At 71.4% G+C, this 19,820-nt stretch carries 19 protein-coding genes; 14 read left to right on the forward strand and 5 right to left on the reverse strand.

Features of this window, described 5'->3' with window-relative positions; all coding sequences use genetic code 11:
• The first annotated feature begins 3 nt into the window (after nucleotides 1–3).
• The 6 genes from ACFSCV_RS17240 (at nucleotide 4) to ACFSCV_RS17265 (ending at nucleotide 6,332) form a co-directional block, all read left to right on the forward strand.
• Nucleotides 4–636 (forward strand): glutathione S-transferase family protein, encoded by a 633-nt coding sequence (locus ACFSCV_RS17240; RefSeq protein ID WP_378800820.1) that lies wholly within the window; start codon nucleotides 4–6, stop codon nucleotides 634–636.
• Nucleotides 637–708: 72 nt separating this feature from the next.
• Complete coding sequence (locus ACFSCV_RS17245) at nucleotides 709–1,917, forward strand: acetyl-CoA C-acetyltransferase (protein WP_378800821.1); 1,209 nt, start codon at nucleotides 709–711, stop codon at nucleotides 1,915–1,917.
• A 119-nt stretch (nucleotides 1,918–2,036) separates the two neighbouring features.
• Complete coding sequence (locus ACFSCV_RS17250; protein ID WP_378800822.1) at nucleotides 2,037–4,256, forward strand: 3-hydroxyacyl-CoA dehydrogenase NAD-binding domain-containing protein; 2,220 nt, start codon at nucleotides 2,037–2,039, stop codon at nucleotides 4,254–4,256.
• A 92-nt stretch (nucleotides 4,257–4,348) separates the two neighbouring features.
• Nucleotides 4,349–5,131 carry a DUF6030 family protein gene (locus ACFSCV_RS17255; protein ID WP_378800823.1) on the forward strand — a complete coding sequence of 261 codons (783 nt, stop codon included), beginning with the start codon at nucleotides 4,349–4,351 and terminating at the stop codon, nucleotides 5,129–5,131.
• 38 nt (nucleotides 5,132–5,169) lie between these two features.
• Nucleotides 5,170–5,793: a 2-hydroxychromene-2-carboxylate isomerase gene (locus ACFSCV_RS17260; protein WP_378800824.1), complete on the forward strand. Its 624-nt coding sequence runs from the start codon at nucleotides 5,170–5,172 to the stop codon at nucleotides 5,791–5,793.
• A gap of 65 nt (nucleotides 5,794–5,858) precedes the next feature.
• Nucleotides 5,859–6,332 carry a hypothetical protein gene (locus ACFSCV_RS17265; protein ID WP_378800825.1) on the forward strand — a complete coding sequence of 158 codons (474 nt, stop codon included), beginning with the start codon at nucleotides 5,859–5,861 and terminating at the stop codon, nucleotides 6,330–6,332.
• Nucleotides 6,333–6,357: 25 nt separating this feature from the next.
• Here the strand turns inward: ACFSCV_RS17265 and ACFSCV_RS17270 are convergent, their stop codons facing one another.
• Both ACFSCV_RS17270 and ACFSCV_RS17275 read right to left on the reverse strand, forming a co-directional pair.
• Nucleotides 6,358–7,884 carry a malonate--CoA ligase gene (locus ACFSCV_RS17270; protein ID WP_378800826.1) on the reverse strand — a complete coding sequence of 509 codons (1,527 nt, stop codon included), beginning with the start codon at nucleotides 7,882–7,884 and terminating at the stop codon, nucleotides 6,358–6,360.
• A complete protein-coding gene (locus ACFSCV_RS17275; RefSeq protein ID WP_378800827.1) occupies nucleotides 7,881–9,278 on the reverse strand; it encodes a malonyl-CoA decarboxylase in 1,398 nt (465 codons plus the stop codon). The genes ACFSCV_RS17270 and ACFSCV_RS17275 overlap by 4 nt, the downstream gene beginning before the upstream one ends.
• A 402-nt stretch (nucleotides 9,279–9,680) precedes the next feature.
• On the opposite strand from ACFSCV_RS17275, the gene ACFSCV_RS17280 reads away from it, so the two are divergent.
• Complete coding sequence (locus ACFSCV_RS17280) at nucleotides 9,681–10,376, forward strand: lipo-like protein (protein ID WP_378800828.1); 696 nt, start codon at nucleotides 9,681–9,683, stop codon at nucleotides 10,374–10,376.
• Between the two features lie 84 nt (nucleotides 10,377–10,460).
• Here ACFSCV_RS17280 and ACFSCV_RS17285 read toward each other — a convergent pair whose 3' ends face one another.
• Nucleotides 10,461–11,537 carry an MBL fold metallo-hydrolase gene (locus tag ACFSCV_RS17285; RefSeq protein WP_378800829.1) on the reverse strand — a complete coding sequence of 359 codons (1,077 nt, stop codon included), beginning with the start codon at nucleotides 11,535–11,537 and terminating at the stop codon, nucleotides 10,461–10,463.
• Nucleotides 11,534–12,004 (reverse strand): YaiI/YqxD family protein, encoded by a 471-nt coding sequence (locus tag ACFSCV_RS17290; RefSeq protein WP_378800830.1) that lies wholly within the window; start codon nucleotides 12,002–12,004, stop codon nucleotides 11,534–11,536. Before ACFSCV_RS17290 ends, ACFSCV_RS17285 begins: the two co-directional genes overlap by 4 nt.
• 109 nt (nucleotides 12,005–12,113) lie before the next feature.
• Here ACFSCV_RS17290 and ACFSCV_RS17295 point away from each other — a divergent pair, with 109 nt between their 5' ends.
• From ACFSCV_RS17295 to ACFSCV_RS17305, 3 genes are all read left to right on the forward strand, one after another.
• Nucleotides 12,114–13,292, forward strand: coding sequence for a glycosyltransferase (locus ACFSCV_RS17295; RefSeq protein ID WP_378800831.1), 1,179 nt, complete (start codon nucleotides 12,114–12,116; stop codon nucleotides 13,290–13,292).
• 136 nt (nucleotides 13,293–13,428) lie between these two features.
• On the forward strand, nucleotides 13,429–13,968 hold the full coding sequence (infC, locus tag ACFSCV_RS17300; RefSeq protein ID WP_271202382.1) for a translation initiation factor IF-3: 540 nt from the start codon (nucleotides 13,429–13,431) through the stop codon (nucleotides 13,966–13,968).
• Between the two features lie 165 nt (nucleotides 13,969–14,133).
• Nucleotides 14,134–14,706 (forward strand): ActR/PrrA/RegA family redox response regulator transcription factor, encoded by a 573-nt coding sequence (locus tag ACFSCV_RS17305; RefSeq protein WP_378800832.1) that lies wholly within the window; start codon nucleotides 14,134–14,136, stop codon nucleotides 14,704–14,706.
• 15 nt (nucleotides 14,707–14,721) lie between these two features.
• Here ACFSCV_RS17305 and ACFSCV_RS17310 read toward each other — a convergent pair whose 3' ends face one another.
• Nucleotides 14,722–15,516 carry a mechanosensitive ion channel family protein gene (locus tag ACFSCV_RS17310; RefSeq protein WP_378800833.1) on the reverse strand — a complete coding sequence of 265 codons (795 nt, stop codon included), beginning with the start codon at nucleotides 15,514–15,516 and terminating at the stop codon, nucleotides 14,722–14,724.
• 275 nt (nucleotides 15,517–15,791) lie between these two features.
• On the opposite strand from ACFSCV_RS17310, the gene dnaN reads away from it, so the two are divergent.
• From dnaN to ACFSCV_RS17330, 4 genes are all read left to right on the forward strand, one after another.
• Entirely contained in the window at nucleotides 15,792–16,910 is a 1,119-nt protein-coding gene (gene dnaN / locus ACFSCV_RS17315; RefSeq protein ID WP_378800834.1) for a DNA polymerase III subunit beta, read from the forward strand.
• A 162-nt stretch (nucleotides 16,911–17,072) separates the two neighbouring features.
• Nucleotides 17,073–18,224 carry a DNA replication/repair protein RecF gene (gene recF, locus ACFSCV_RS17320; protein ID WP_378800835.1) on the forward strand — a complete coding sequence of 384 codons (1,152 nt, stop codon included), beginning with the start codon at nucleotides 17,073–17,075 and terminating at the stop codon, nucleotides 18,222–18,224.
• Entirely contained in the window at nucleotides 18,221–19,090 is an 870-nt protein-coding gene (locus ACFSCV_RS17325; protein WP_378800836.1) for a DUF817 domain-containing protein, read from the forward strand. The genes recF and ACFSCV_RS17325 overlap by 4 nt, the downstream gene beginning before the upstream one ends.
• Nucleotides 19,091–19,124: 34 nt before the next feature.
• Nucleotides 19,125–19,739 (forward strand): LysE family translocator, encoded by a 615-nt coding sequence (locus tag ACFSCV_RS17330; RefSeq protein ID WP_378800837.1) that lies wholly within the window; start codon nucleotides 19,125–19,127, stop codon nucleotides 19,737–19,739.
• Nucleotides 19,740–19,820 lie beyond the last annotated feature (81 nt).

Here is a 19,820-nt window from a genome sequence, read left to right on the forward strand (position 1 = left end):
CCCATGGCCGAGTACCAGCTCCACTGCTTCGCCGACAGCGGGCACGCCTACAAGCCGGCGATCATGCTGGAGCTGTGCGGCGCGGACTGGGAGCCGGTCTTCGTCGACTATTTCAACGGCGAGACCCACGGCGCGGCGTTTCGCGCGCTCAACGTGATGGGCGAAGCCCCGGTGCTGCGCCACGGCGAGCTCACATTGTCCCAGTCCGGCGTGATCCTCGACTATCTCGCCGAGACGCTCGGCCGGTTCGGCGCCGAGACGAAGGCGGAGAGCCGCGAGATCTGGCGCTGGATCCTGTTCGACAACCACAAGCTCACCAGCTACACGGCGACCCTGCGGTTCCTCCGCTCCAAGGCCGGCGGCGGCGAGAGCGAGGTCACGGCCTTCCTGCACAGGCGGACCGCGAACGCCTACGCGGTGCTCGACGCGCATCTCGCCGACAAGGATTTCGTCGTCGGCGGCCGTCCGACGATCGCGGACCTGTCCCTGTGCGCCTATCTGCAGTTCGAGGACGAGATCGGCGTTCCGTTCGCCGATTATCCCGCCATGACCCGCTGGCTCGCCCGCCTGCGAGCGCTGCCGGGATGGCGGAGCCCCTACGATCTGATGCCGGGCGAAAGCGTCCCAGCCGTCTAGGCTGGGCCCTCCGCGACATTCCGACAGCCTCCGGCCGCGCCGGAGCGCGACCACGCCAAAGGGAAGACACCGATGCCCGAGGCCTACATCTATGACGCGGTCCGCACCCCCCGCGGGCGCGGCAAGCCCGACGGAGCGCTGCACGAGGTCTCCACGCTCGGCCTCGCGACCACCGCGCTCCGGGCGATCGCCGACCGCAACAACCTCGCGACCGAGACCATCGACGACGTCGTGCTCGGCTGCGTCGATCCGGTCGGCGAGGCCGGCGGCGACATCGCCCGCGCGGCGGCGCTCGCCGCCGACTACGGCATCCGGGTGCCGGGCGTGCAGATCAACCGCTTCTGCGCCTCGGGGCTCGACGCGGTGAACTTCGCCGCCGCCCAGGTGATGTCCGGCCAGCACGACCTTGTGGTCGGCGGCGGCGTCGAGAGCATGAGCCGCGTCGGCATCGGCGCCTCCGGCGGCGCCTGGCCGATGGACCCGGCGATCGCGGTGAAGTCCTACTTCATGCCGCAGGGCGTCTCGGCCGACCTGATCGCGACCAAATACGGCTTCTCCCGCGATGACGTCGACGCCTACGCGGTCGAGAGCCAGAAGCGCGCCGGCGCGGCGTGGGGAGAGGGACGCTTCGCAAAGTCGGTCGTGCCCGTGCGGGACGTCAACGAGCTGATCCTGCTCGACCGCGACGAGCACATGCGGCCCGAGACGACCATGCAGTCGCTGGGCTCGCTTAAGGCCTCCTTCGCCGAGATGGGCGAGATGGGCGGCTTCGACGCCGTCGCCGTGTATGCGCACCCCGACGTCGAGCGCGTCAATCACGTGCACCATGCCGGCAACTCCTCCGGCATCGTCGACGGCGCGGCCGCCGTCCTCGTGGGGTCGAAGGAGGCCGGCGACAGGGCGGGCCTCAAGCCCCGCGCGCGGATCAGGGCCTTCGCCAACATCGGCTCGGAGCCCGCGCTGATGCTGACCGGTCCGGTCGACGTCACGAAGAAGGTGCTGGCCCGCGCCGGCATGGAGATTGGCGACATCGACCTGTTCGAGGTCAACGAGGCCTTCGCGGCCGTCGTGCTGCGCTACCTGCAGGCCTTCGGCCTCGATCCCGCGAAGGTGAACCCGAACGGCGGCGCGATCGCGCTTGGCCACCCGCTCGGCGCCACCGGCGCGATGATTCTCGGCGCGGCGATCGACGAGCTGGAGCGCTCGGGCCAATCCACCGCGCTGGTGACGCTGTGCATCGGCGCCGGCATGGGCACTGCGACCATCATCGAGCGGGTGTGACCCGGTTCGTCATCCCGGCCGAGCGTAAGCGAGAGCCGGGATCGTTCTGCACTTGAAGCGCTTTTTCGGCTGACGATCCCGGATCGGCCTTCGGCCGTCCGGGATGACGGAGACGACAGATGACCGAGACCAACTTCCACACCGAGCTCGACGGCGACGGAATCTTGTCCGTCGTCTGGGACATGCCCGGCCGCTCCATGAACGTGCTCTCCGCCGACGCGATCGCGGAGCTGGCGGAGATCGCCAGGCGCGTCGCGGGCGACGAGGCGATCAAGGGCGTGGTGGTCTCGTCGGGAAAGAAGGCGTTTTCCGGCGGCGCCGACCTGACCATGCTGGAGGGCCTCGCCCGGCTCTACGCTGCCGAGAAGGCGACGCGTGGCGAGGAGGCGGCGGCGAAGGCCGTGTTCGAGGAGAGCCGTAAGCTCAGCCAGCTCTACCGGTTCATCGAAACGTCGGGCAAGCCGTGGGTGGCGGCGATCGACGGCGTGTGCCTCGGCGGCGCGTTCGAGCTCGCGCTCGCCTGCCACTACCGCATCGTTTCCAACGACCCGTCGACCCGCGTCGGCTTGCCCGAAGTGAAGGTCGGCCTGTTCCCCGGCGCCGGCGGCACCACCCGCGTCGCCCGCATGCTGCCGCCGCAGGACGCGCTGCAGATGCTGATGAAGGGCGAGCAGATCCGGCCGGACAAGGCGCGCGCTATGCGCCTGGTCGACGAGGTGCTGCCGAAGGACCAGATGATCGGCCGCGCCAAGGACTGGATCCGCGAGGGCGGCAAGGCGGTGAAGCCGTGGGACGAGAAGGGCTTCAAGCTGCCCGGCGGGCCGGTGTGGTCGAAGTCCGGCTTCATGACCTTCCCGCCGGCGAACGCCATCTACCGCCGTGAGACCCAGGACAACTACCCCGCGATCCGCGCCATGCTGCAGGTGGTGTTCGACGGCCTGCAGCTGCCGATGGATCTCGCGCTCACCGTCGAGAGCCGCCACTTCGCCAAGGTGCTGCGCTCGCCTGAGGCGGCGGCGATGATCCGCACGCTGTTCGTCTCCATGCAGGAGCTGAACAAGGGCGCGCGCCGGCCGAAGGGCGCGGGCGAGCTGCCGCTGAAGAAGGTCGGAATCGTCGGCGCGGGCTTCATGGGCGCCGGCGTCGGCTACGTCACCGCGCGGGCCGGGCTCGAGGTGGTTCTGGTCGATCGGGACCAGGACGCCGCCGACAAGGGCAAGGAGCACGCCCAGAAGCTGATCTCGACCGAGGTCGCCAAGGGCCGCGTCTCCGGCTCCGAGCGCGACGCGCTGCTCGGGCGCATCACCGCGACGCCGGACTACGCCGCGCTCGCCGACTGCGACCTCGTGATCGAGGCGGTGTTCGAGGACCCGAAGGTGAAGGCCGAGGTGGTCGCCAAGGTCGAGGCGGTGCTGCGCGAGGACGCGATCTTCGCCTCCAACACCTCCACGCTGCCGATCACCGGCCTCGCCAAGGCCTCGAAGCGGCCCGAGCGCTTCGTCGGCATCCACTTCTTCTCGCCGGTCGACAAGATGCTGCTGGTGGAGCTGATCGTCGGCGAACGGACCGGCGACGAGGCGCTCGCGCTCGCGCTCGACTACGTCCGCGCCATCAAGAAGACGCCGATCGTGGTGAAGGACTCGCGCGGCTTCTTCGCCAACCGCTGCGTCATCGCCTACATGCTCGAAGGCCATCTGATGCTGACCGAGGGCGTGCCCGCGGCCATGATCGAGAACGTCGCCCGCCAGGCCGGCATGCCGGTCGGCCCGCTGTCGCTCAACGACGAGGTGGCGCTCGATCTCGGGCTCAAGATCATCGACTCCACCCGCGCCCAGCTCGGGGACGCGGCGGTCAACCCCGCGCAGGAGAAGCTGCTGCGGACGCTGGTCGAGAAGGAAGGTCGGCTCGGGCGCAAGAACCGCAAGGGGTTCTACGACTATCCTGAACAGGGGAAGAAGAGCCTCTGGCCGGGGCTCGCCGACCTGCAGGAGGTGAAGCTCGATCCGGAGACGCTCGACGTCGCAGAGCTCAGGAACCGCCTGCTCGTGGCGCAGGCGCTCGAAGCCGCGCGCACGGTCGAGGAGGGCGTGATCACCGACGTGCGCGAGGCGGATGTCGGCGCGATCCTCGGCTTCGGCTTCGCGCCCTACACCGGCGGGCCGCTGTCGTGGATCGACGCCATGGGCGCGGAGCGCTTCGTCAGGCTCGCCTTGGCGCTCGCCGAAATCCACGGCGAACGCTTCCGTCCCAACGCGCTGCTGCTCGACCTCGCGGCCAAGGGCGAAACCTTCTACGGCCGCTTCGGCGGCGCTTCGGAGCCGGCCTCCGCGGCGGCCTGACGGGAGCCGCGGCAGGCGCGCGCTTGCCGCGGCCCGCGGCGCTCGTCTATCGGACATGACGGGTCGCGCGTCCGGCGCGGCCGGAGCGCGCCATGTCGTCGAGCCGCCTCACCACCATCGTCGTCGCGATCGCGGCCGCAGCCTTCGCCTGCGCGCTCGTGTTCGGCCTGTCGTGGCGGCGCCATCACACGCGCACGCCGGACCCCGCGCCGATCGCAGCCCCGGCGCCGCGCGTTCAGGACCCGCGCGACCTGCTCAAGGACCTGCCCCGCGACGTCTCCCTCTACCTGACCGCGCCCGCTTCCGACCGGCCGGCGCGCTTCGTGCTGCTGCCCTGGATCGTCCCGCGCGCCTTCTGCGACGGGCTGCAGCGGGCGGGCCTCACGGGCGCGACGCTGCACGAGGACGAGCCGCCGGCGCGCGGCTGGACCTGCGTCACCGATCTCGTGAAGCCGGCGGCGGGCCCGGACGAGGAGACGTCGAGCCTGTTCGTCTCGGCGCGCGGGCTGGAGCCCGGGCGGCTCGACGTGATCCGGCTCAAGCTCAACCTGCTCGACGCGCGCACCGCCCCGGCGGTGCGGCGCGCCGCCCGCGAGGCGCTGCGGGCGATCTTCGCCCAGTTCCGCTGGCGGCCGTCCGAGGCGGCGCTCGCCGCGATCGACCAGCTTCGCGAGCAGCGCTTCCTCGAGCGCGGGGCGCAGTTCGAGTTCCTGCGCGAGTTCGGCGACGCGCCGCGCTTCAACCTCATCGTCACCTTTCCCCGCACGCTGCCGCCGGGTCCGGCCGACCGCTACGCCCCCGTCCGGCGGCCGCTGCAGACGCCGCCGCCCGCGCCGGTCGACACGGCGCCGGATGAGGCTGACGCGGCGCGCTGATTCTGACATTTTCGAGAGACTGACTTTAGGAGTTCTGCATGCCACGCCGCGTCGACGTCTATTTCTCGCTGCTCTCGCCCTGGGCGCATCTCGGCCACGCGCCGTTCACCGAGCTCGTCGCGAAGCACGGCCTCGAGGTGGCGTGGAAGCCGGTGCAGCTCGGCGCCCTGTTCGCCGAGACCGGCGGCCTGCCGCTCGGCAAGCGCGCGGTGCAGCGCCAGCGCTATCGCTTCGTCGAGCTGCAGCGCTGGGCGGCGAAGCGCGGCCGGCCGCTGGTGCTGCGCCCGAAGCACTGGCCGTTCGAGCCCGACCTCGCCGACGGCTGCGTGCTGTCGCTGCTGGAGCAGGGCGAGGACCCGGCCGGCTTCATCGGGGCGGCGCTGCGCGCGGTGTGGGAGGAGGAGCGCGACCTGACCGACCGCGCGACGCTCGCCGAGCTGCTGACCGCCGCCGGCCATGACGCAGCGCGCACGCTCGCCGGCGCCGAGACGCCGTCGACGGCCGCCGCCTACGAGGCGAACCGCGCGGCGGCGGCCGCCGGCTCCGTCTTCGGCTCGCCGGCCTATGTGCTCGACGGCGAGGTGTTCTGGGGGCAGGATCGCCTCGACCTGCTGGACGAAGCGCTGGAGACCGGGCGGCCGCCCTACACGGCGGACTTCTGAGCGCCATCTCCCCTGAGCCGCGCTTCGCCGGCGGCATAGCCGGAATCCGTGGAGAGGACCGTCCCATGCGCTCGCTCGCCTGTCTCTGCGCCGCGGCGATGTTCGCCTTGGCGGCGCCCGCCGCCTCCGGGGCCGAGAGCCCGCGGCCCGACCGCTACGAGCTGAAGCCTGCCGACGGCGGCTTCCTGCGGCTCGACCGCGAAACCGGCGCGACCGCCTTCTGCCGCGCGGTCGGCGAGGGCTACGACTGCCGCGCCGCCGGCGCGGCGGAGCAGCCCTCCGAGATCCGGAGGCTGGAGGAGCGCGTGGCTGCGCTCGAGGAGCAGGTGCGCAAGCTCGCCGCAGGGGTTCCGGCCCCGGTCGAGCCCAAGGCCGGGGAGCCGAAGCTTGTGGAGCCCGGCTCCGGCCCGACCCTGCGGCTGCCGACCGACAAGGAGATCGACCAGCTCGCCGAGACCATGGGTCGGGCGCTGCGCCGCTTCCGGGAGTTCGCGGAGACGCTGGAGAAGAGCGCCGAGCCGGACGAGCAGAGGCTCTGACGCGCGCCGGCGGCTAAGGCCGGCGTCAGGACGCCTCGGCCTCCGCGTAGAGATCGGCGTAGCGCTCGCGCAGCGCGTTCTTCTGCACCTTGCCCATGGCGTTGCGCGGCAGTTCGTCCACGAACAGCACGCGCTTCGGCTGCTTGTAGCGCGCGAGCCGGCCGGCGAGGGCGGCGAGCACGCCCGCCTCGTCGATCGCGGCGCCGGCCTCGCGCACGACGACGGCGGTGACGCCCTCGCCGAAATCGCGATGGGCTAGGCCGATCACGGCGCTCTCGACCACGCCGTCCAGCGCGTCGATCTCGGTCTCGACCTCCTTCGGGTAGACGTTGTAGCCGCCCGAGATCACGAGGTCCTTGCCGCGGCCGACGATCGAGACGTAGCCGCGCTGGTCGACGCGGCCGAGGTCGCCGGTGACGAAGAAGCCGTCGTCGCGGAACTCGGCGCGGGTCTTCTCCGGCATGCGCCAGTAGCCCTTGAACACGTTCGGGCCCTTCACCTCGATCATGCCGACCTCGTCGGGTCCGAGCGGCGAGCCGGAGGCCGGATCGACCACCCGCAGCGAGACGCCCGGCAGCGGGAACCCGACCGCGCCCGCGATCCGCTCGCCCTCGTAAGGGTTCGAGGTGATCATGTTGGTCTCGGTCATGCCGTAGCGTTCGAGGATGCGGTGGCCGGTCTTCGCCTCGAAGGCGCGGTGGGTTTCGGCCAGCAGCGGCGCGGAGCCGGAGACGAACAGGCGCATGTGCGCGGCCGCCTCCCGCGTGAGCGACGGATGCTGCGCGAGGCGGACGTAGAAGGTCGGCACGCCCATCAGCGTGGTCGCGCGCGGCAGCAGCGCCATCACCCGGTCGGCGTCGAACTTCGGCAGCAGGATCAGGGACGCGCCCGCGACCAGCGCCGTGTTGGTGGCGACGAACAGGCCGTGGGTGTGGAACAGCGGCAGCGCGTGCAGCAGCCGATCGGCGGCCGTGAAGCGCCAGAAGTCCTTCAGCGCCAGCGCGTTCGACAGCAGGTTGTCGTGGCTGAGCATCGCGCCCTTGGAGCGGCCGGTGGTGCCGGAGGTGTAGAGGATCGCCGCCAGATCGTCCGGCCCGCGGGCGACGTCATCGAAGCGCGTCGGCAGGCCGTCGGCGGCGGCCGCCATCGAGCCCTGCCCGTCGGCGTCGAGGGTCTCGAGCCGGGCGCCGTGGCGCGCCGCGACCGAGGCGAGCGCGCGTTCCGCCTCCGGGTCGACCACGAACACCGCGGGCTCGGCGTCGCCGAGGAAATAGTCGATCTCGGCCGGCGTGTAGCCGGTGTTGAGCGGCAGGTAGACCGCGCCGGCGCGCACGCAGGCGAGATAGAGCATCAGCGCCTCGGCGCTCTTCTCCACCTGCGCCGCGACCCGGTCGCCCGGCGCGACGCCGAAGCTCGCCAGCGCGTGGGCGAGCTGGGCGGTGCGCGCCAGCAGGTCGCCGTACGCGAGGGTCGCGCCGTCCGCGGTTTCGATGAAGACGGCGTCCGCGCCGGGCGCGGCGGCGCGGAGCGCGTCGAACAGGTGATTGGTCACGCCACCTTCTCCGGCTTCGGCGCTCCCGTCCGCGCGGGGGGCCTCGCCGCGGGCGGGCGGGCGCCGCGCGCGAGGCGCTGGACCGACGCCGAGGCGATCACCTCGCCGCGGCCCACGAAGGCCTCGTGGTTGGCCTCGATCTCGGCGAGATCGTAGAGGTAGTTGACCATCGTGCCGTGGGCCTGCCGAAGCGCCCGCGCCGAGCGGTCGCCCAGCACGTTGACGCGCTCGAGCCGCGCGCCGTTGCCGAGGTGGAACCGCGCCACCGGGTCGGCGGCCGCGCCGCGGGCGTTCTTCGCGCTCAGCAGATAGCGGGCGGCGGCGCGCGCCAGCGCCGGCCGCAGCCGCTCCGAGGCCGCGGCGTCGTCGGGCCAGCCGCGGTCGTCCAGCAGCGACAGCGTCGCAAGGTCGTCGTCGTCGAGCACGCCGGAGGGCCGCTCGCGCTCCTGGGCGAGCCATGCGCCGAAGCCCGGCATCGGCGACAGCGTCACGAAGGTCGCGAGCCCCGGCAGGTCGCGGCCGAGATCGGCCGCGACCTGCTTGATCAGGAAGTTGCCGAAGGAGACCCCGCGCAGGCCGTCCTGGCAGTTGGAGATCGAGTAGAACACCGCGACCGTCGCCTCTTCCGCGGGGATCGGCGTGCGGCGCTCGTCCAGAAGCTCGCCGACGGCGGCGGTGATCTCCGTGGTGAGCGCCACCTCGACGAAGATCAGCGGCTCGTCCGGCAGTTGCGGGTGGAAGAACGCGAAGCAGCGCCGGTCGGAGGGCTCGACCCGCCGCCTAAGCTCGTCCCAGTCGCGGATCTCGTGCACCGCCTCGTAGCGGATGATCTTCTCCAGCACGTTGGCGGGGGTCGCCCAGTCGATCGGCTTCAGCGCGAGGAAGCCGCGGTTGAACCACGACGCGAACAGATGCTGGAAGTCGGCGTCGACGGCGGCGAGCTCCGGGCGGCCCGGCAGCATGGCGAGCAGCGACTCGCGCATCTTCACCAGCGCGCCGACCCCGCCGGGGGCGAGGTTCAGCCGGCGGATGATCTCCTGCCGTTGCGGCTCGGCGGCGTTGTGCAGCTCGCGCACGGTGTCGGCCGAGGGCGCGGCGCGGTGGGCGTCGATCGCCGCCTCGAGCCGGGCCTGGTCCGGGCCGTAGCGCTCCAGCAGCAGCCGCATGAAGCCGATGCGCTCCACGGCGTCGAGCGCCTCCCAGCGCTTCAGCACGATGCTCGCGAGCGCCATGCCCGACGCCTCGCCGCGGCCCTGAAGCAGCTTGTCGCAGAGCTTGATCAGGCTCTGCTCCGGGTCCGGGGCGGCGCCGCCGGACGACCCCAGCGACAGCAGCTGCCGCCCGCGCTCCGTGATGGTCTGCAACATGTCGCCGAAGAACGACGTTCCGCTCATACCGTCCGGCCCCTTCGCGCTCGCGCCTGTCCGTGAGCGGGAGATTAGGCCGAGATTGGCCGCCGCGCGACGCCTGCCAAAGGCGCGGTCGGGGAACTCTTTCGTGCGCCGCCGCGTCGGTGGGCGAGGGTCAAGTCGATCGGTAATGAGAACAAATAGTGTCTTCGTGATTCTTGCCCGATTCGTTCTTTTCGAACGAATCGGGACCGAATCGGCGCATCTTGTTTCGTTCTTTATTTTACCTTCTATTAATAATGATCATTAGGTTGTTGTTAACCATAGGCGAGGATTTCGTCGCGCGAGAGCTGTCGTCAAGCGCGCGGCAAGCGATCGCCGTCATCATCGGAGCCGCGTCGGTCGCGGTTGACGGGCGACGCGTGGGAGACGCGCCGGATGGACTGGATGGCCAACCGGGTCGGCCGGGGCCTTGTCGCCTATCTGACCCAGGAGCTGCGCGAGCCGCCGCAGACGGCCTTCGACGCGGGCGCGCTCGGCGCGATGCTGGAGGTCGGCGACGTCATCCTGATCGCGGGCCGCTCCCGCGTGTCCGCCGTCATCCGCCGCATGACGTCGTCGATCTGGTCGCACGCGGTGCTCTATGTCGGCGACATGCTCGACGTCTACGAGCCGGACGGCGAGCGCCACGTGCTGGTGGAGATGGAGCTCGGGATCGGCTGCGCCTCCGCGCCGCTGTCCAAATACGCCCACGAGCAGCTCAGGGTGTGCCGGCCGTTCGATCTCGACTTCGCCGAGCGCGAGCAGGTGGCGCGTTACTGCATCCTGCGGCTCGGCTACGACTACGACGTCAAGAACGTGCTCGACCTGATGCGCTACCTCGCGCCGGTGCCGTTCCTGTCGGCGCGGATGCGGCGGCGCATGCTCGCGCTCGGCTCCGGCCTGCCGACGCGAGCGATCTGCTCGTCGCTGATCGCGCGCGCCTTCGAACGTGTGCGCTACCCGATCCTGCCGCGGGTCGAGACCATCGAGGACGAGGGGCTGCGGCGCGAGATCCTGCACATCCGGCATCACTCGCTCTACATGCCGCGGGACTTCGACATCTCGCCCTATTTCCAGATCGTGAAGCCGACGCTGGTTTAGGGCTTCGACTACCGCAAGGTGGTCTGGGCGGAGCGTCGCGCCGTCTCCCGCGGCCCGGCGAGGCGCGCGGCGGAGTGACGGCCGTCAGCCGGTCCAGACCTCGCCCGGCCGCAGCGCGCGGAAGCGGGCAGGCTCGATCTTCCGTTGCTTCAGCGCCTCGGCCAGCGCGATCTCGGGCGCGTCGATCGCCTCGGAGGTGAGCTGGAACGTGCCCCAGTGGCAGCCGATCGCGTTCTCCGCGCCGACGAGGCCCATGATCTCGACCGCCTCCGCGGCGTCGACATGCTGGTCCTTCATGAACCAGCGCGGCTCGTAGGCGCCGATCGGGATCGCCGCAAGCCGGATCGGTCCGTGCCGCTCGCGGATCGCGCGGAAGATGTTTCCGGGGCCGAGCGCGGTGTCGCCGGCGAGATAGATCTTCCCGGCGGGGCCAGCGTCGAGCACGTAGCCGCACCACAGCGCTTTGCGCCGGTCGGTCACGCCGCGCGCCGACCAGTGGTAGGAGGGCGTGAGATGGGCGACGACCTTGTCCGACAGCGGCACGCGGGCGCCCCAGTCGTAGGCCTCGGTCGCGACCGCCGGATCATGCGCCTTGATGATGGCGTTGTTGCCGAGCGGGACGATCACCCGCGGCGCGTCGCGGGCGGCGAGCCGCGACAGGGTCTCGACGTCGAGATGGTCGTAGTGGTTGTGCGTGATCAGCACGGCGTCGATCTTCGGCAGGTCGTCGAAGGCGACGCCGGGCGGGTTCACGCGCTTCGGCCCGGCGAAGGAGAACGGCGACACTCGCTCGGACCAGACCGGATCGAGCAGGATCGACAGGCCCGCGGTCTGGATCAGGTGGGAGGCGTGGCCGACCAGCGTGACGCGGAGCGCGCCGTCGTCGACCCGCGCCGGAGGACGCTCCGCGAACGGGCTCGGCCAGCTCTCCGGCCACGTGGCCTTGTCCGCGAACCAGACGCCGCGCAGCGCGTCGGCGAAGGACTTCGACCAGAGGTGGTCGGGATTGAAGAAGCGGACGCCGTCGAAATGATCGGTCTTCGGCCCGGAATAGTAGGGATTCTTCGACTGCACGGAGGACCACCATGACCAGCCGCCGGCCCCCGCGGAGGCGGCGGCGAGGGCCGAAAGCTTCAGCAAGGCGCGGCGCGTGAGCTTCATGTGGCGCTCCGTGCGGCTTCGGCCAAGGCGCGCCGGACAGCGATGTCGAGCGCCTGCAGGAACTGCGAGCGGTCGCGCGGGCCGAACGGGCGCGGCCCGCCGGTGACCTCGCCGATCTCGCGCAGGTGGCTCATCAGCTCGCGGGTCGCGAGCGCGGAGCCGATCGAGCTTTCGGTGAATGGCTTTCCTGTCGGCCCGATCGCGGCGGCGCCCTTGGCGAGGCAGCGGGCGGCGAGCGGGATGTCGGCCGTCACCACGATGTCGCGCGGGGCGCAGGCCTCGACGATCCAGTCGTCGGCGGCGTCCGGCCCTTCCGGCGCGAGATGGAACGTGACGAACTCCTCCCGCGGCGTCGCCATGAAGCGGTTCGCCACCACGGTGACGCGCAGCCCGTGGCGGGCGGCGACCTTGTAGACCTCGTCCTTCACCGGGCAGGCGTCGGCGTCGATGAAGATGGCGGGCGGCATCAGCGGGGCTCGACTGGCGGGCGGGGGAGCTTCGCGTTACCACGACCGGCCGCGGCGCGCGAAATGCCGAGCGCGCGACCGCGATCCCCTTTTCGGGCCCTAGACGCGCATGTCCGCTCATCCTCTCGCCGGCCGCGCCGTGCTCCAGATCCTGCCCGCGCTCGAGTCCGGCGGGGTGGAGCGCACCGCGGTCGACGTCGCGGCCGGCCTCGTCGCGGTCGGCGCGCGGGCGCTGGTGGCGAGCGAAGGCGGCCGCCTCGTGGCCGAGCTCGAAGCCGCGGGCGGACGCCACGTGCCGTTTCCGGCCGCAGCCAAGAACCCTCTCGTGATGGCGCGCAACGTCGGACGGCTCGCGCGGCTGATCCGGGACGAGGGCGTCGACCTGCTGCACGCCCGCTCGCGCGCGCCGGCCTGGAGCGCGCTCGCCGCCAGCCGGAGCGCGGGCGTGCCCTTCGTCACCACGGCCGCGGGCATCCACAAGGCCGGCTCCGCGCCGAAGCGGTTCTACAACTCCGTCATGGCGCGGGGCGATCTGGTGATCGCCAACTCCGCCTTCACCGCGGCCCATCTCGCCGCCCGGCACGGCCCGCCGCGCGGCCGGCTCGTGGTGATCCCGCGCGGCGTCGATCTCGCCCGTTTCGATCCGGACGCCGTGTCGCCCGCGCGCGTCGCGGCGTTGCGCGAAGCCTGGGACGTTCCGCGCGACGCGAGGATCGTGCTGCTCGCGGCCCGGCTGACGCCGTGGAAGGGCCAGTCGCTGCTGCTCGAGGCGCTGGCGCGGCTTCGGCGCGACGACGTGTTCGCGGTGCTCGCGGGCGACGCGCAGGGGCGGGGGCGCCATCGCGACCGGCTCGCCGAGGAGGCCGCGGCGCTTGGCTTCGGCGACCGCGTCCGCATGCCGGGCCATGTGGCGGACATGGCCGCGGCGCTCGCCGCCGCCGACGTCGCGGTCGTGCCCTCGCTCGAACCGGAGGCCTTCGGGCGCGGCGCGACCGAAGCGCAGGCCATGGGCGTTCCGCTCGTCGCCGCGGCCCATGGCGCGGTGGCCGAGACCGTGCTCGCCCCGCCGGCCTGCGCCGACGCCGAACGCACCGGCTGGCTGGTCGCGCCGCGCGACGCCCGGGCGCTGGCGGGCGGCCTCGCCGCCGCGCTGGCGCTCGATTCCGTGGCGCGCCAAGCGCTCGCAGCGCGCGCGAGAGCGCATGTGACGGCCCGATACGGGCTCGACGGCATGATCGCGGCCACGCTTGACGCCTATGTCGATCTGTTGACGCGCGCGAGGCGTTGACTTCCCGCCGGTTTGTACCGATCTTCGCGTCGTCGTCGGCGTTCGATCCGCCCCCGCCGTTCGCCTCGTGACCGATCACGGGGCTTTCGTCGTTGGTCGTCCGCCGGCCCCCGAAACGTCAGAGGAGAACGCCGCCATTCGTCGTCCCATGAGGCCTGTCGCGCCCGTCCAGAAGGATGGACCGCGCGTTAACAAGGAAATTCGGGTCCTGGAGGTTCAGCTCATCGGCGCAGACGGGCAGAATCTCGGACCGACCAAGATCAATGACGCGCTGCAGGCCGCCGAGGACGCGGGGCTCGATCTCGTCGAGATCGCTCCGAACTCGGTTCCTCCTGTCTGCAAGCTGCTCGACTACGGCAAGTTCAAGTACCAGTCGCAGAAGAAGGCCGCCGAGGCTCGCAAGAACCAGAAGATCGTCGAAGTCAAAGAGATCAAGATGCGTCCCAACATCGACGATCACGACTACGACGTGAAGATGCGCGCGATGCACCGCTTCTTCGAGGAAGGCGACAAGGTCAAGGTGACCTTGCGGTTCCGCGGTCGCGAGATGGCGCATCAGGATCTCGGCCTGAAGCTGCTGGTCAAGGTGCGCGAAGAGGTCTCGGCCATCGCCAAGGAAGAGAGCTCGCCCTCGCTCGAAGGCCGGCAGATGACCATGGTGCTCGCGCCGCGCTGACGGCGCGGGCTTTTCCCCCAGCGCCGGCCGCCTTCAGTTTTCCTGAAGGGCTGCGTCCGATCTCCCGCGACTCTTGCCGGCGCCACCCATCCGCTATAGTGCTTCAGAACGTCGCGCCCCTCCCGCGACGGGACAGCGCGATGTGCGTGCGTTAAGGAGACGTCGATGCAACCCTCGGTGGACGCGCTCGGAGGCGAGGCGGAACCTCGCCCGGCGACCGGCCAGACCCTGCTCATCGTCGATGACGACCGGGCCTTCGTGCAGCGCCTCGGGCGCGCCATGGAGGCGCGGGGCTACACGGTGATCGTGGCCGAGTCGGTGCGCGAGGGCATCGAGAGCATCGAGCGCTCGGCGCCGAACTTCGCCGTGGTCGACATGCGGCTCGGCGACGGCACCGGCCTCGACGTGATCTCGGCGCTGAAGGCGCGCCGCCCGGAGGCGCGCGGCATCGTGCTGACCGGCTACGGCAACATCGCGACCGCCGTCACGGCGGTGAAGATGGGCGCCGTCGACTATCTCGCGAAGCCGGCCGACGCCGACGAGATCCACAACGCGCTGATCGCCGGCGAGAACAAGCCGGAGCCGCCGGAGAACCCGATGTCCGCCGACCGCGTGCGGTGGGAGCACATCCAGCGGGTCTACGAGCTGTGCGGGCGCAACGTGTCGGAGACGGCGCGCCGTCTCAACATGCACCGCCGCACGCTCCAGCGCATTTTGGCCAAGCGCGCCCCGCGCTGAGGCTTCGCGCCGGGCCTATTCCGCCGCCTGGGGCGTGGCCTGGGCCGCGCGGGCGCGGTCGCGTGTGTAGCGGACCAGATCGGCCTGAAGCGCCTGAAGCTGGTCCGCGGGGGTCCAGACCTTGACCGCATATTCGACCGCGCCGTCGCTGTAGGCCGTCGGCGTGACGACCGGCGCGGGCGTCGCGAGCGCGTGCGGGTTGGCGCTCAGGAAAGCGGCGATCTCGGCGCGGGCGGCCTCGAAGTCCTGCGAGGCCGGGGCCGTGAACGTGGTCTCCACCCGACGGGTCGGGTACTTGGACTTGTTGGTCAGAGCCGTGCCCCAGACCTGCGCGTTCGGGATCAGCACCTGAACGTTGTCGCCGCTCGCGAGCTCGGTGAAGAACAGGTTGAGGTCGCGCACCGTGCCGGCCTTGCCCGCCACCTCGATCGAGTCGCCGACCTTGAACGGGCGGAACAGCAGCAGCATCACGCCGGCCGCCATGTTGGACAGCGTGCCCTGCAGCGCGAGGCCGACCGCCAGCGACGCGGCGCCGAGCACCGCGATCAGGCTCGTGGCCTGGATGCCGACGAGTTGGAGGATCGCCACCAGCACCACGGCGAGCGTCGCGTATTGCGCGAGGCTCGCGAGGAAGGAGGCGACGGTGACGTCCATGCGCTTCGAGGCCAGCAGGCCGCGATGGACGCCGTTGTGGATGGCGCCGGCGACCCAGAAGCCGACGACGGCGAGCACGATCGCGCCGACGACGTTGAAGCCGTAGACGACCACGAGATTGCTCAGAAAAGTGAAATCGATAGGCACTTCGGGCATGGGCGCGCTCCTGTCGCCGTGGAGCGGATACGTACGGGCGGCGCGTCAGGCGCGGCTGGGCTCCCCCGCACGACGAGGCTCGGTCTCGACCTAGCGCGCCGCGGCGGAGCCGCAACCCCCGGCGCCGGGTCCGGTCGCGCTCTTGCCTTCGTTCAGGCGCGCGGGCAATGTCCGTGGTCCCTGCGCGGGGCTTGGCCCCGCGACCTCTCCGGATCGCCGCCGTCCGCCGCGGCGGCCGATCCCAACAAGAACGCCTTTCGGAGCCGGGACACACAATGCGAGCGACCCTCGAGCGGGCGGCCCTACTCAAAGCCCTCGCCCATGTTCACCGCGTCGTCGAGCGGCGGAACACGATTCCCATTCTCGCGAACGTGCTGATCCGCGCCGGCGACGGCGGCCTTCGGCTGCAGGCGACCGACCTCGACCTCGAGGTCGTGGAGAGCGTCGCGGCCGAGATCGGCCAGGCCGGCGCCACCACCGTGCCGGCCCACACCTTCTACGACATCGTGCGCAAGCTGCCGGACGGCTCCCAGGTCTCGCTGGAGATGGGCGGCGAGCGCGGCACGCTGGTCATCCGCGCCGGCCGCTCCCGCTTCACGCTGCAGACGCTGCCGGACACCGATTTCCCCGATCTCGCCGCCGGCGAGCTGCCGGTGCGATTCGCGATCGGCGCCGCCGACTTCAAGCGCCTGATCGACAAGACCCAGTTCGCGATCTCCAACGAGGAGACGCGCTACTACCTCAACGGCATCTACCTGCACGCGGTCGACAGCTCCGGCGTCGCGCTGCTGCGCGCGGTCGCGACCGACGGCCACCGTCTCGCCCGCGTCGAGATGCCGGCGCCCTCGGGCGCGGTCGGCATGCCGGGCGTGATCGTGCCGCGCAAGACGGTCGCCGAGATCCAGCGCCTCGTGGAGGATCCGGAAGGCGAGGTCCAGGTCGAGCTGTCGCCCACCAAGATCCGCGTCTCCATCGGCCAGGTGGTGCTGACCTCGAAGCTGATCGACGGCACCTTCCCGGACTACGGCCGCGTCATTCCCTCAGGCAACGACAAGCGTCTCACCGTCGACCGGCTGGAGTTCAAGAGCGCGGTCGACCGCGTCTCCACCATCTCGTCCGAGCGCGGCCGGGCGGTGAAGCTGTCGCTGGCCGACCGCAAGCTGGTGCTGACCGTCACCAATCCGGACAGCGGCAACGCGACCGAAGAGATCGAGGTCGACTACGACAACGATCCGCTCGATATCGGCTTCAACTCCCGGTACCTGCTCGACATCGCCGACCAACTCGAAGGCGACACCGCGCTGATCCGCCTCGCCGATCCGGGCTCGCCCACGCTGGTGCAGGACCGCGACGACGCCCCGGCGCTCTACGTCCTGATGCCGATGCGGGTGTGAGGGCGCGTCGTCGCTTCGGCCTATCGACAAACGCGCCTTCGTCCTCCGGTTTGACCGGAGGACCCATCTGCGACGTGGAGCTCAGCGCCTGGGATGCATCCTCCGGTCAAGCCGGAGGATGACCCGGTTCATTCGGTGGTCCTCCCGCGGCGGCCGGGTTTCATGACAGGCTCACATCCACGCCGGGCCGCCGTGACGCGGCTGCGCCTCGCCAACTTCCGCTCCTACGCCGCGCTCGATCTCGTCGCGGGGGAGGGCTCGGTCGCGCTCGTCGGGCCGAACGGCGCTGGCAAGACCAACCTCCTGGAGGCGATCTCGCTGCTCGCGCCGGGCCGCGGGCTGCGCCGGGCGCCGCACGGCGAGTTCGCGCGCGTCGGGGGCGACGGCTCCTGGGCGGTGGCGGCGGAGGTCGCCGGCGACGACGGAACGGCGCGGCTCGGCACCGGGACGGAGCCGGGGCAGGAGGGCGCCGGCCGGCGCTGCCGCGTCGACGGCGCGCCGGTTCCGGGCGCCGGCGCCTTCGCGGCGCATCTCCGCCTCGTCTGGCTGACCCCGGACCTCGACGGCCTGTTCCGCGGCTCCGCGGGCGACCGCCGGCGCTTCCTCGACCGTCTGACGCTCGCGGTCGATCCCGAGCACGCCGGCCGCGCCTCCGGCCTCGAAAAGGCGCTGCGCTCGCGCAACCGGCTGCTGGAGGAGGGCGGCGAGCCGCGCTGGATCGACGCCGTCGAGCGCGAGCTGGCCGAACTCGCGGTCGCCGTCGCCGCCGCCCGCCTCGACGTCGCCCGCCGGCTCGCCGGCCTGATCGCGGAAAGCGCCGACCCCGCCTCGCCGTTCCCCTCCGCCGACATCGCGCTGGAGGGCACGCTGGAGGCGGAGCTCGCCCACTTGCCGGCGACCGAGGTCGAGGACGCCTACCGCGCCCGGCTCGGCCGGGGCCGCCCGCGCGACCGCGCCGCCGGCCGCACGCTCGAGGGCCCGCATCTGAGCGACCTCGTCGTGCGCCATGCGGCCAAGGACATGCCGGCGGAGAAATGCTCCACCGGCGAGCAGAAGGCGCTGCTGGTCGGCCTCGTGCTGGCGCACGCCCGCCTCGTCGCCCGGCTCGACGGCCGCGCGCCGGTCGCCCTGCTCGACGAGATCTCCGCGCATCTCGACCCTGAGCGCCGCGCAGCGCTCTACGCCGCCCTCGACGCGCTCGGCGCGCAGGTCTGGCTCACCGGCGCCGACCCCGCCGCCTTCGCGGAGCTCGGGCCGAGGGCGACGGTGTTTTCGGTTGCGGACGGCGCCGTCCTGCGCGCCAAGGCGGGATGACCGGCGCGCCGCTCGGCCACCCTCACCATTACGCCCGCTGGCTCGGCGGCGCCCATGCGCGCGTGCGCGCCGGACTGGCGCGCCTGCATCCGTGGCTCGCGGAGTTTCTGATCTTCGGCTTCAAGCAGGCGTGGGCGGCGCTGTTCGGCGGCGTGATGCTGGCGCTGCTGATCGTCACCAAGCTTGTGTGGCAACCCGACTGGTGGCTCGCCCGCTACGATTTCCTGACGCTGACGGCGCTCGCCGTTCAGGCGATCCTGCTGGCGACCAAGCTGGAAAGCTGGCGCGAGGCCCGCGTCATCCTGCTGTTCCACGTGGTCGGAACGGGCATGGAGCTGTTCAAGACCCATGTGGGCTCGTGGTCCTATCCCGAGCCCAGCCTTCTGCGCATCGGCGGCGTGCCGCTGTTCTCCGGCTTCATGTACGCGGCGGTTGGCAGCTACATCGCCCGCGTCACCCGCATCTTCGACCTGCGCTATGTCCACGCGCCCCCGAACGCCTGGGTTCTGGCGCTCGGGCTCGCGATCTACGTCAACTTTTTTACGCACCACTATCTGCCGGACATCCGGCCGGCGCTGTTCCTTTGCGCCGCCCTGATCTGGCGCCGGACGCGGATCATCTTCACGGTGGACGTCGCGCCGCGCTGGATGCCTCTGCTGCTGGCGGCGGCGCTGACCGCCTTCTTCATCTGGATCGCCGAGAACGTGGGCACGGCCACGGGCGCGTGGCTCTACCCCACCCAGCGGGTCTGGCACATGGTGTCGTTCGGGAAGTTCGGCGCCTGGTTCCTGCTGATCGTGCTGAGCTTCGCGCTGGTCTCGCTGGTTCATCCGCCCCGGCCGCCGGACCGAACGGAGCGGCCTTGACCGCGCCGTCGAAGGGGAGCTTCGTGGCGTCGCCATGACCCTCGCGACCCTTCTCACCTTCTCCGCCGCCCTGTTCGTCGTCGCCGCCACGCCCGGTCCGGGCGTGGCGCCCATCGTCGCCCGCGCGCTCGGCGTCGGCTTCGCCGGCACGCTGCCGATGGTGGCAGGGCTGATCCTCGGCGACCTCGTCTGGCTCGCCTGCGCCGCCTTCGGCCTCGCGGTGCTGGCGGCGAGCTTCGGGACCGCCTTCATGGTGGTGAAATATCTCGGCGCGGCCTACCTGCTGTGGCTTGCGGTCAGGCTCTGGCGCGCGCCGCCGGGCGCGGAGGCGGTGGCGGCGGAGCGAAGGACGATGTCGCCGCTGCGCGGTTTCCTCGCAGGGTTCGCCGTCACCATCGGCAATCCGAAGGCGATGGTGTTCTATCTCGCGCTGCTGCCGGCGCTGGTCGATCTCGGCCATGTCGGCGCGCTCGGCTTCGCGGAGCTGGCGCTCGCGACCGCGCTGGTGCTGTTCGCAGTGATGGGCTTCTACGCCGCGCTCGCCGCCCGCGCCCGCGTCTTCCTCGTCTCGCCGCGCGGCCGGCGCATGCTGAACCGCGTCTCCGGCGCGACCATGGGGGCCGCCGCGGCCGGCGTCGCCGCGAGCTGACGAAAACCTCTCCGCGCGCGGCCGTAAAAGGCCATCGAGATCAATATCTTGTCGCGGCACCGCAGGTTATCGACAGGCGGG

Source organism: Methylopila henanensis, assembly GCF_042681025.1.
GTDB lineage: Bacteria > Pseudomonadota > Alphaproteobacteria > Rhizobiales > Methylopilaceae > Methylopila > Methylopila henanensis.

What these genes read in the sequence shown, in the direction of transcription:
- ACFSCV_RS17330 (WP_378800837.1), top strand. Translation starts at nt 19,125, where the DNA reads ATGACCCTCGCGACCCTTCTCACCTTCTCCGCCGCCCTGTTCGTCGTC.
- dnaN (WP_378800834.1), top strand. Translation starts at nt 15,792, where the DNA reads ATGCGAGCGACCCTCGAGCGGGCGGCCCTACTCAAAGCCCTCGCCCAT.
- ACFSCV_RS17285 (WP_378800829.1), bottom strand. Translation starts at nt 11,537, where the DNA reads ATGAAGCTCACGCGCCGCGCCTTGCTGAAGCTTTCGGCCCTCGCCGCC.
- ACFSCV_RS17275 (WP_378800827.1), bottom strand. Translation starts at nt 9,278, where the DNA reads ATGAGCGGAACGTCGTTCTTCGGCGACATGTTGCAGACCATCACGGAG.
- recF (WP_378800835.1), top strand. Translation starts at nt 17,073, where the DNA reads ATGACAGGCTCACATCCACGCCGGGCCGCCGTGACGCGGCTGCGCCTC.
- ACFSCV_RS17280 (WP_378800828.1), top strand. Translation starts at nt 9,681, where the DNA reads ATGGCCAACCGGGTCGGCCGGGGCCTTGTCGCCTATCTGACCCAGGAG.
- ACFSCV_RS17250 (WP_378800822.1), top strand. Translation starts at nt 2,037, where the DNA reads ATGACCGAGACCAACTTCCACACCGAGCTCGACGGCGACGGAATCTTG.
- ACFSCV_RS17245 (WP_378800821.1), top strand. Translation starts at nt 709, where the DNA reads ATGCCCGAGGCCTACATCTATGACGCGGTCCGCACCCCCCGCGGGCGC.
- ACFSCV_RS17255 (WP_378800823.1), top strand. Translation starts at nt 4,349, where the DNA reads ATGTCGTCGAGCCGCCTCACCACCATCGTCGTCGCGATCGCGGCCGCA.
- ACFSCV_RS17295 (WP_378800831.1), top strand. Translation starts at nt 12,114, where the DNA reads ATGTCCGCTCATCCTCTCGCCGGCCGCGCCGTGCTCCAGATCCTGCCC.
- ACFSCV_RS17240 (WP_378800820.1), top strand. Translation starts at nt 4, where the DNA reads ATGGCCGAGTACCAGCTCCACTGCTTCGCCGACAGCGGGCACGCCTAC.
- ACFSCV_RS17310 (WP_378800833.1), bottom strand. Translation starts at nt 15,516, where the DNA reads ATGCCCGAAGTGCCTATCGATTTCACTTTTCTGAGCAATCTCGTGGTC.
- ACFSCV_RS17305 (WP_378800832.1), top strand. Translation starts at nt 14,134, where the DNA reads ATGCAACCCTCGGTGGACGCGCTCGGAGGCGAGGCGGAACCTCGCCCG.
- ACFSCV_RS17265 (WP_378800825.1), top strand. Translation starts at nt 5,859, where the DNA reads ATGCGCTCGCTCGCCTGTCTCTGCGCCGCGGCGATGTTCGCCTTGGCG.
- ACFSCV_RS17325 (WP_378800836.1), top strand. Translation starts at nt 18,221, where the DNA reads ATGACCGGCGCGCCGCTCGGCCACCCTCACCATTACGCCCGCTGGCTC.
- ACFSCV_RS17260 (WP_378800824.1), top strand. Translation starts at nt 5,170, where the DNA reads ATGCCACGCCGCGTCGACGTCTATTTCTCGCTGCTCTCGCCCTGGGCG.
- ACFSCV_RS17290 (WP_378800830.1), bottom strand. Translation starts at nt 12,004, where the DNA reads ATGCCGCCCGCCATCTTCATCGACGCCGACGCCTGCCCGGTGAAGGAC.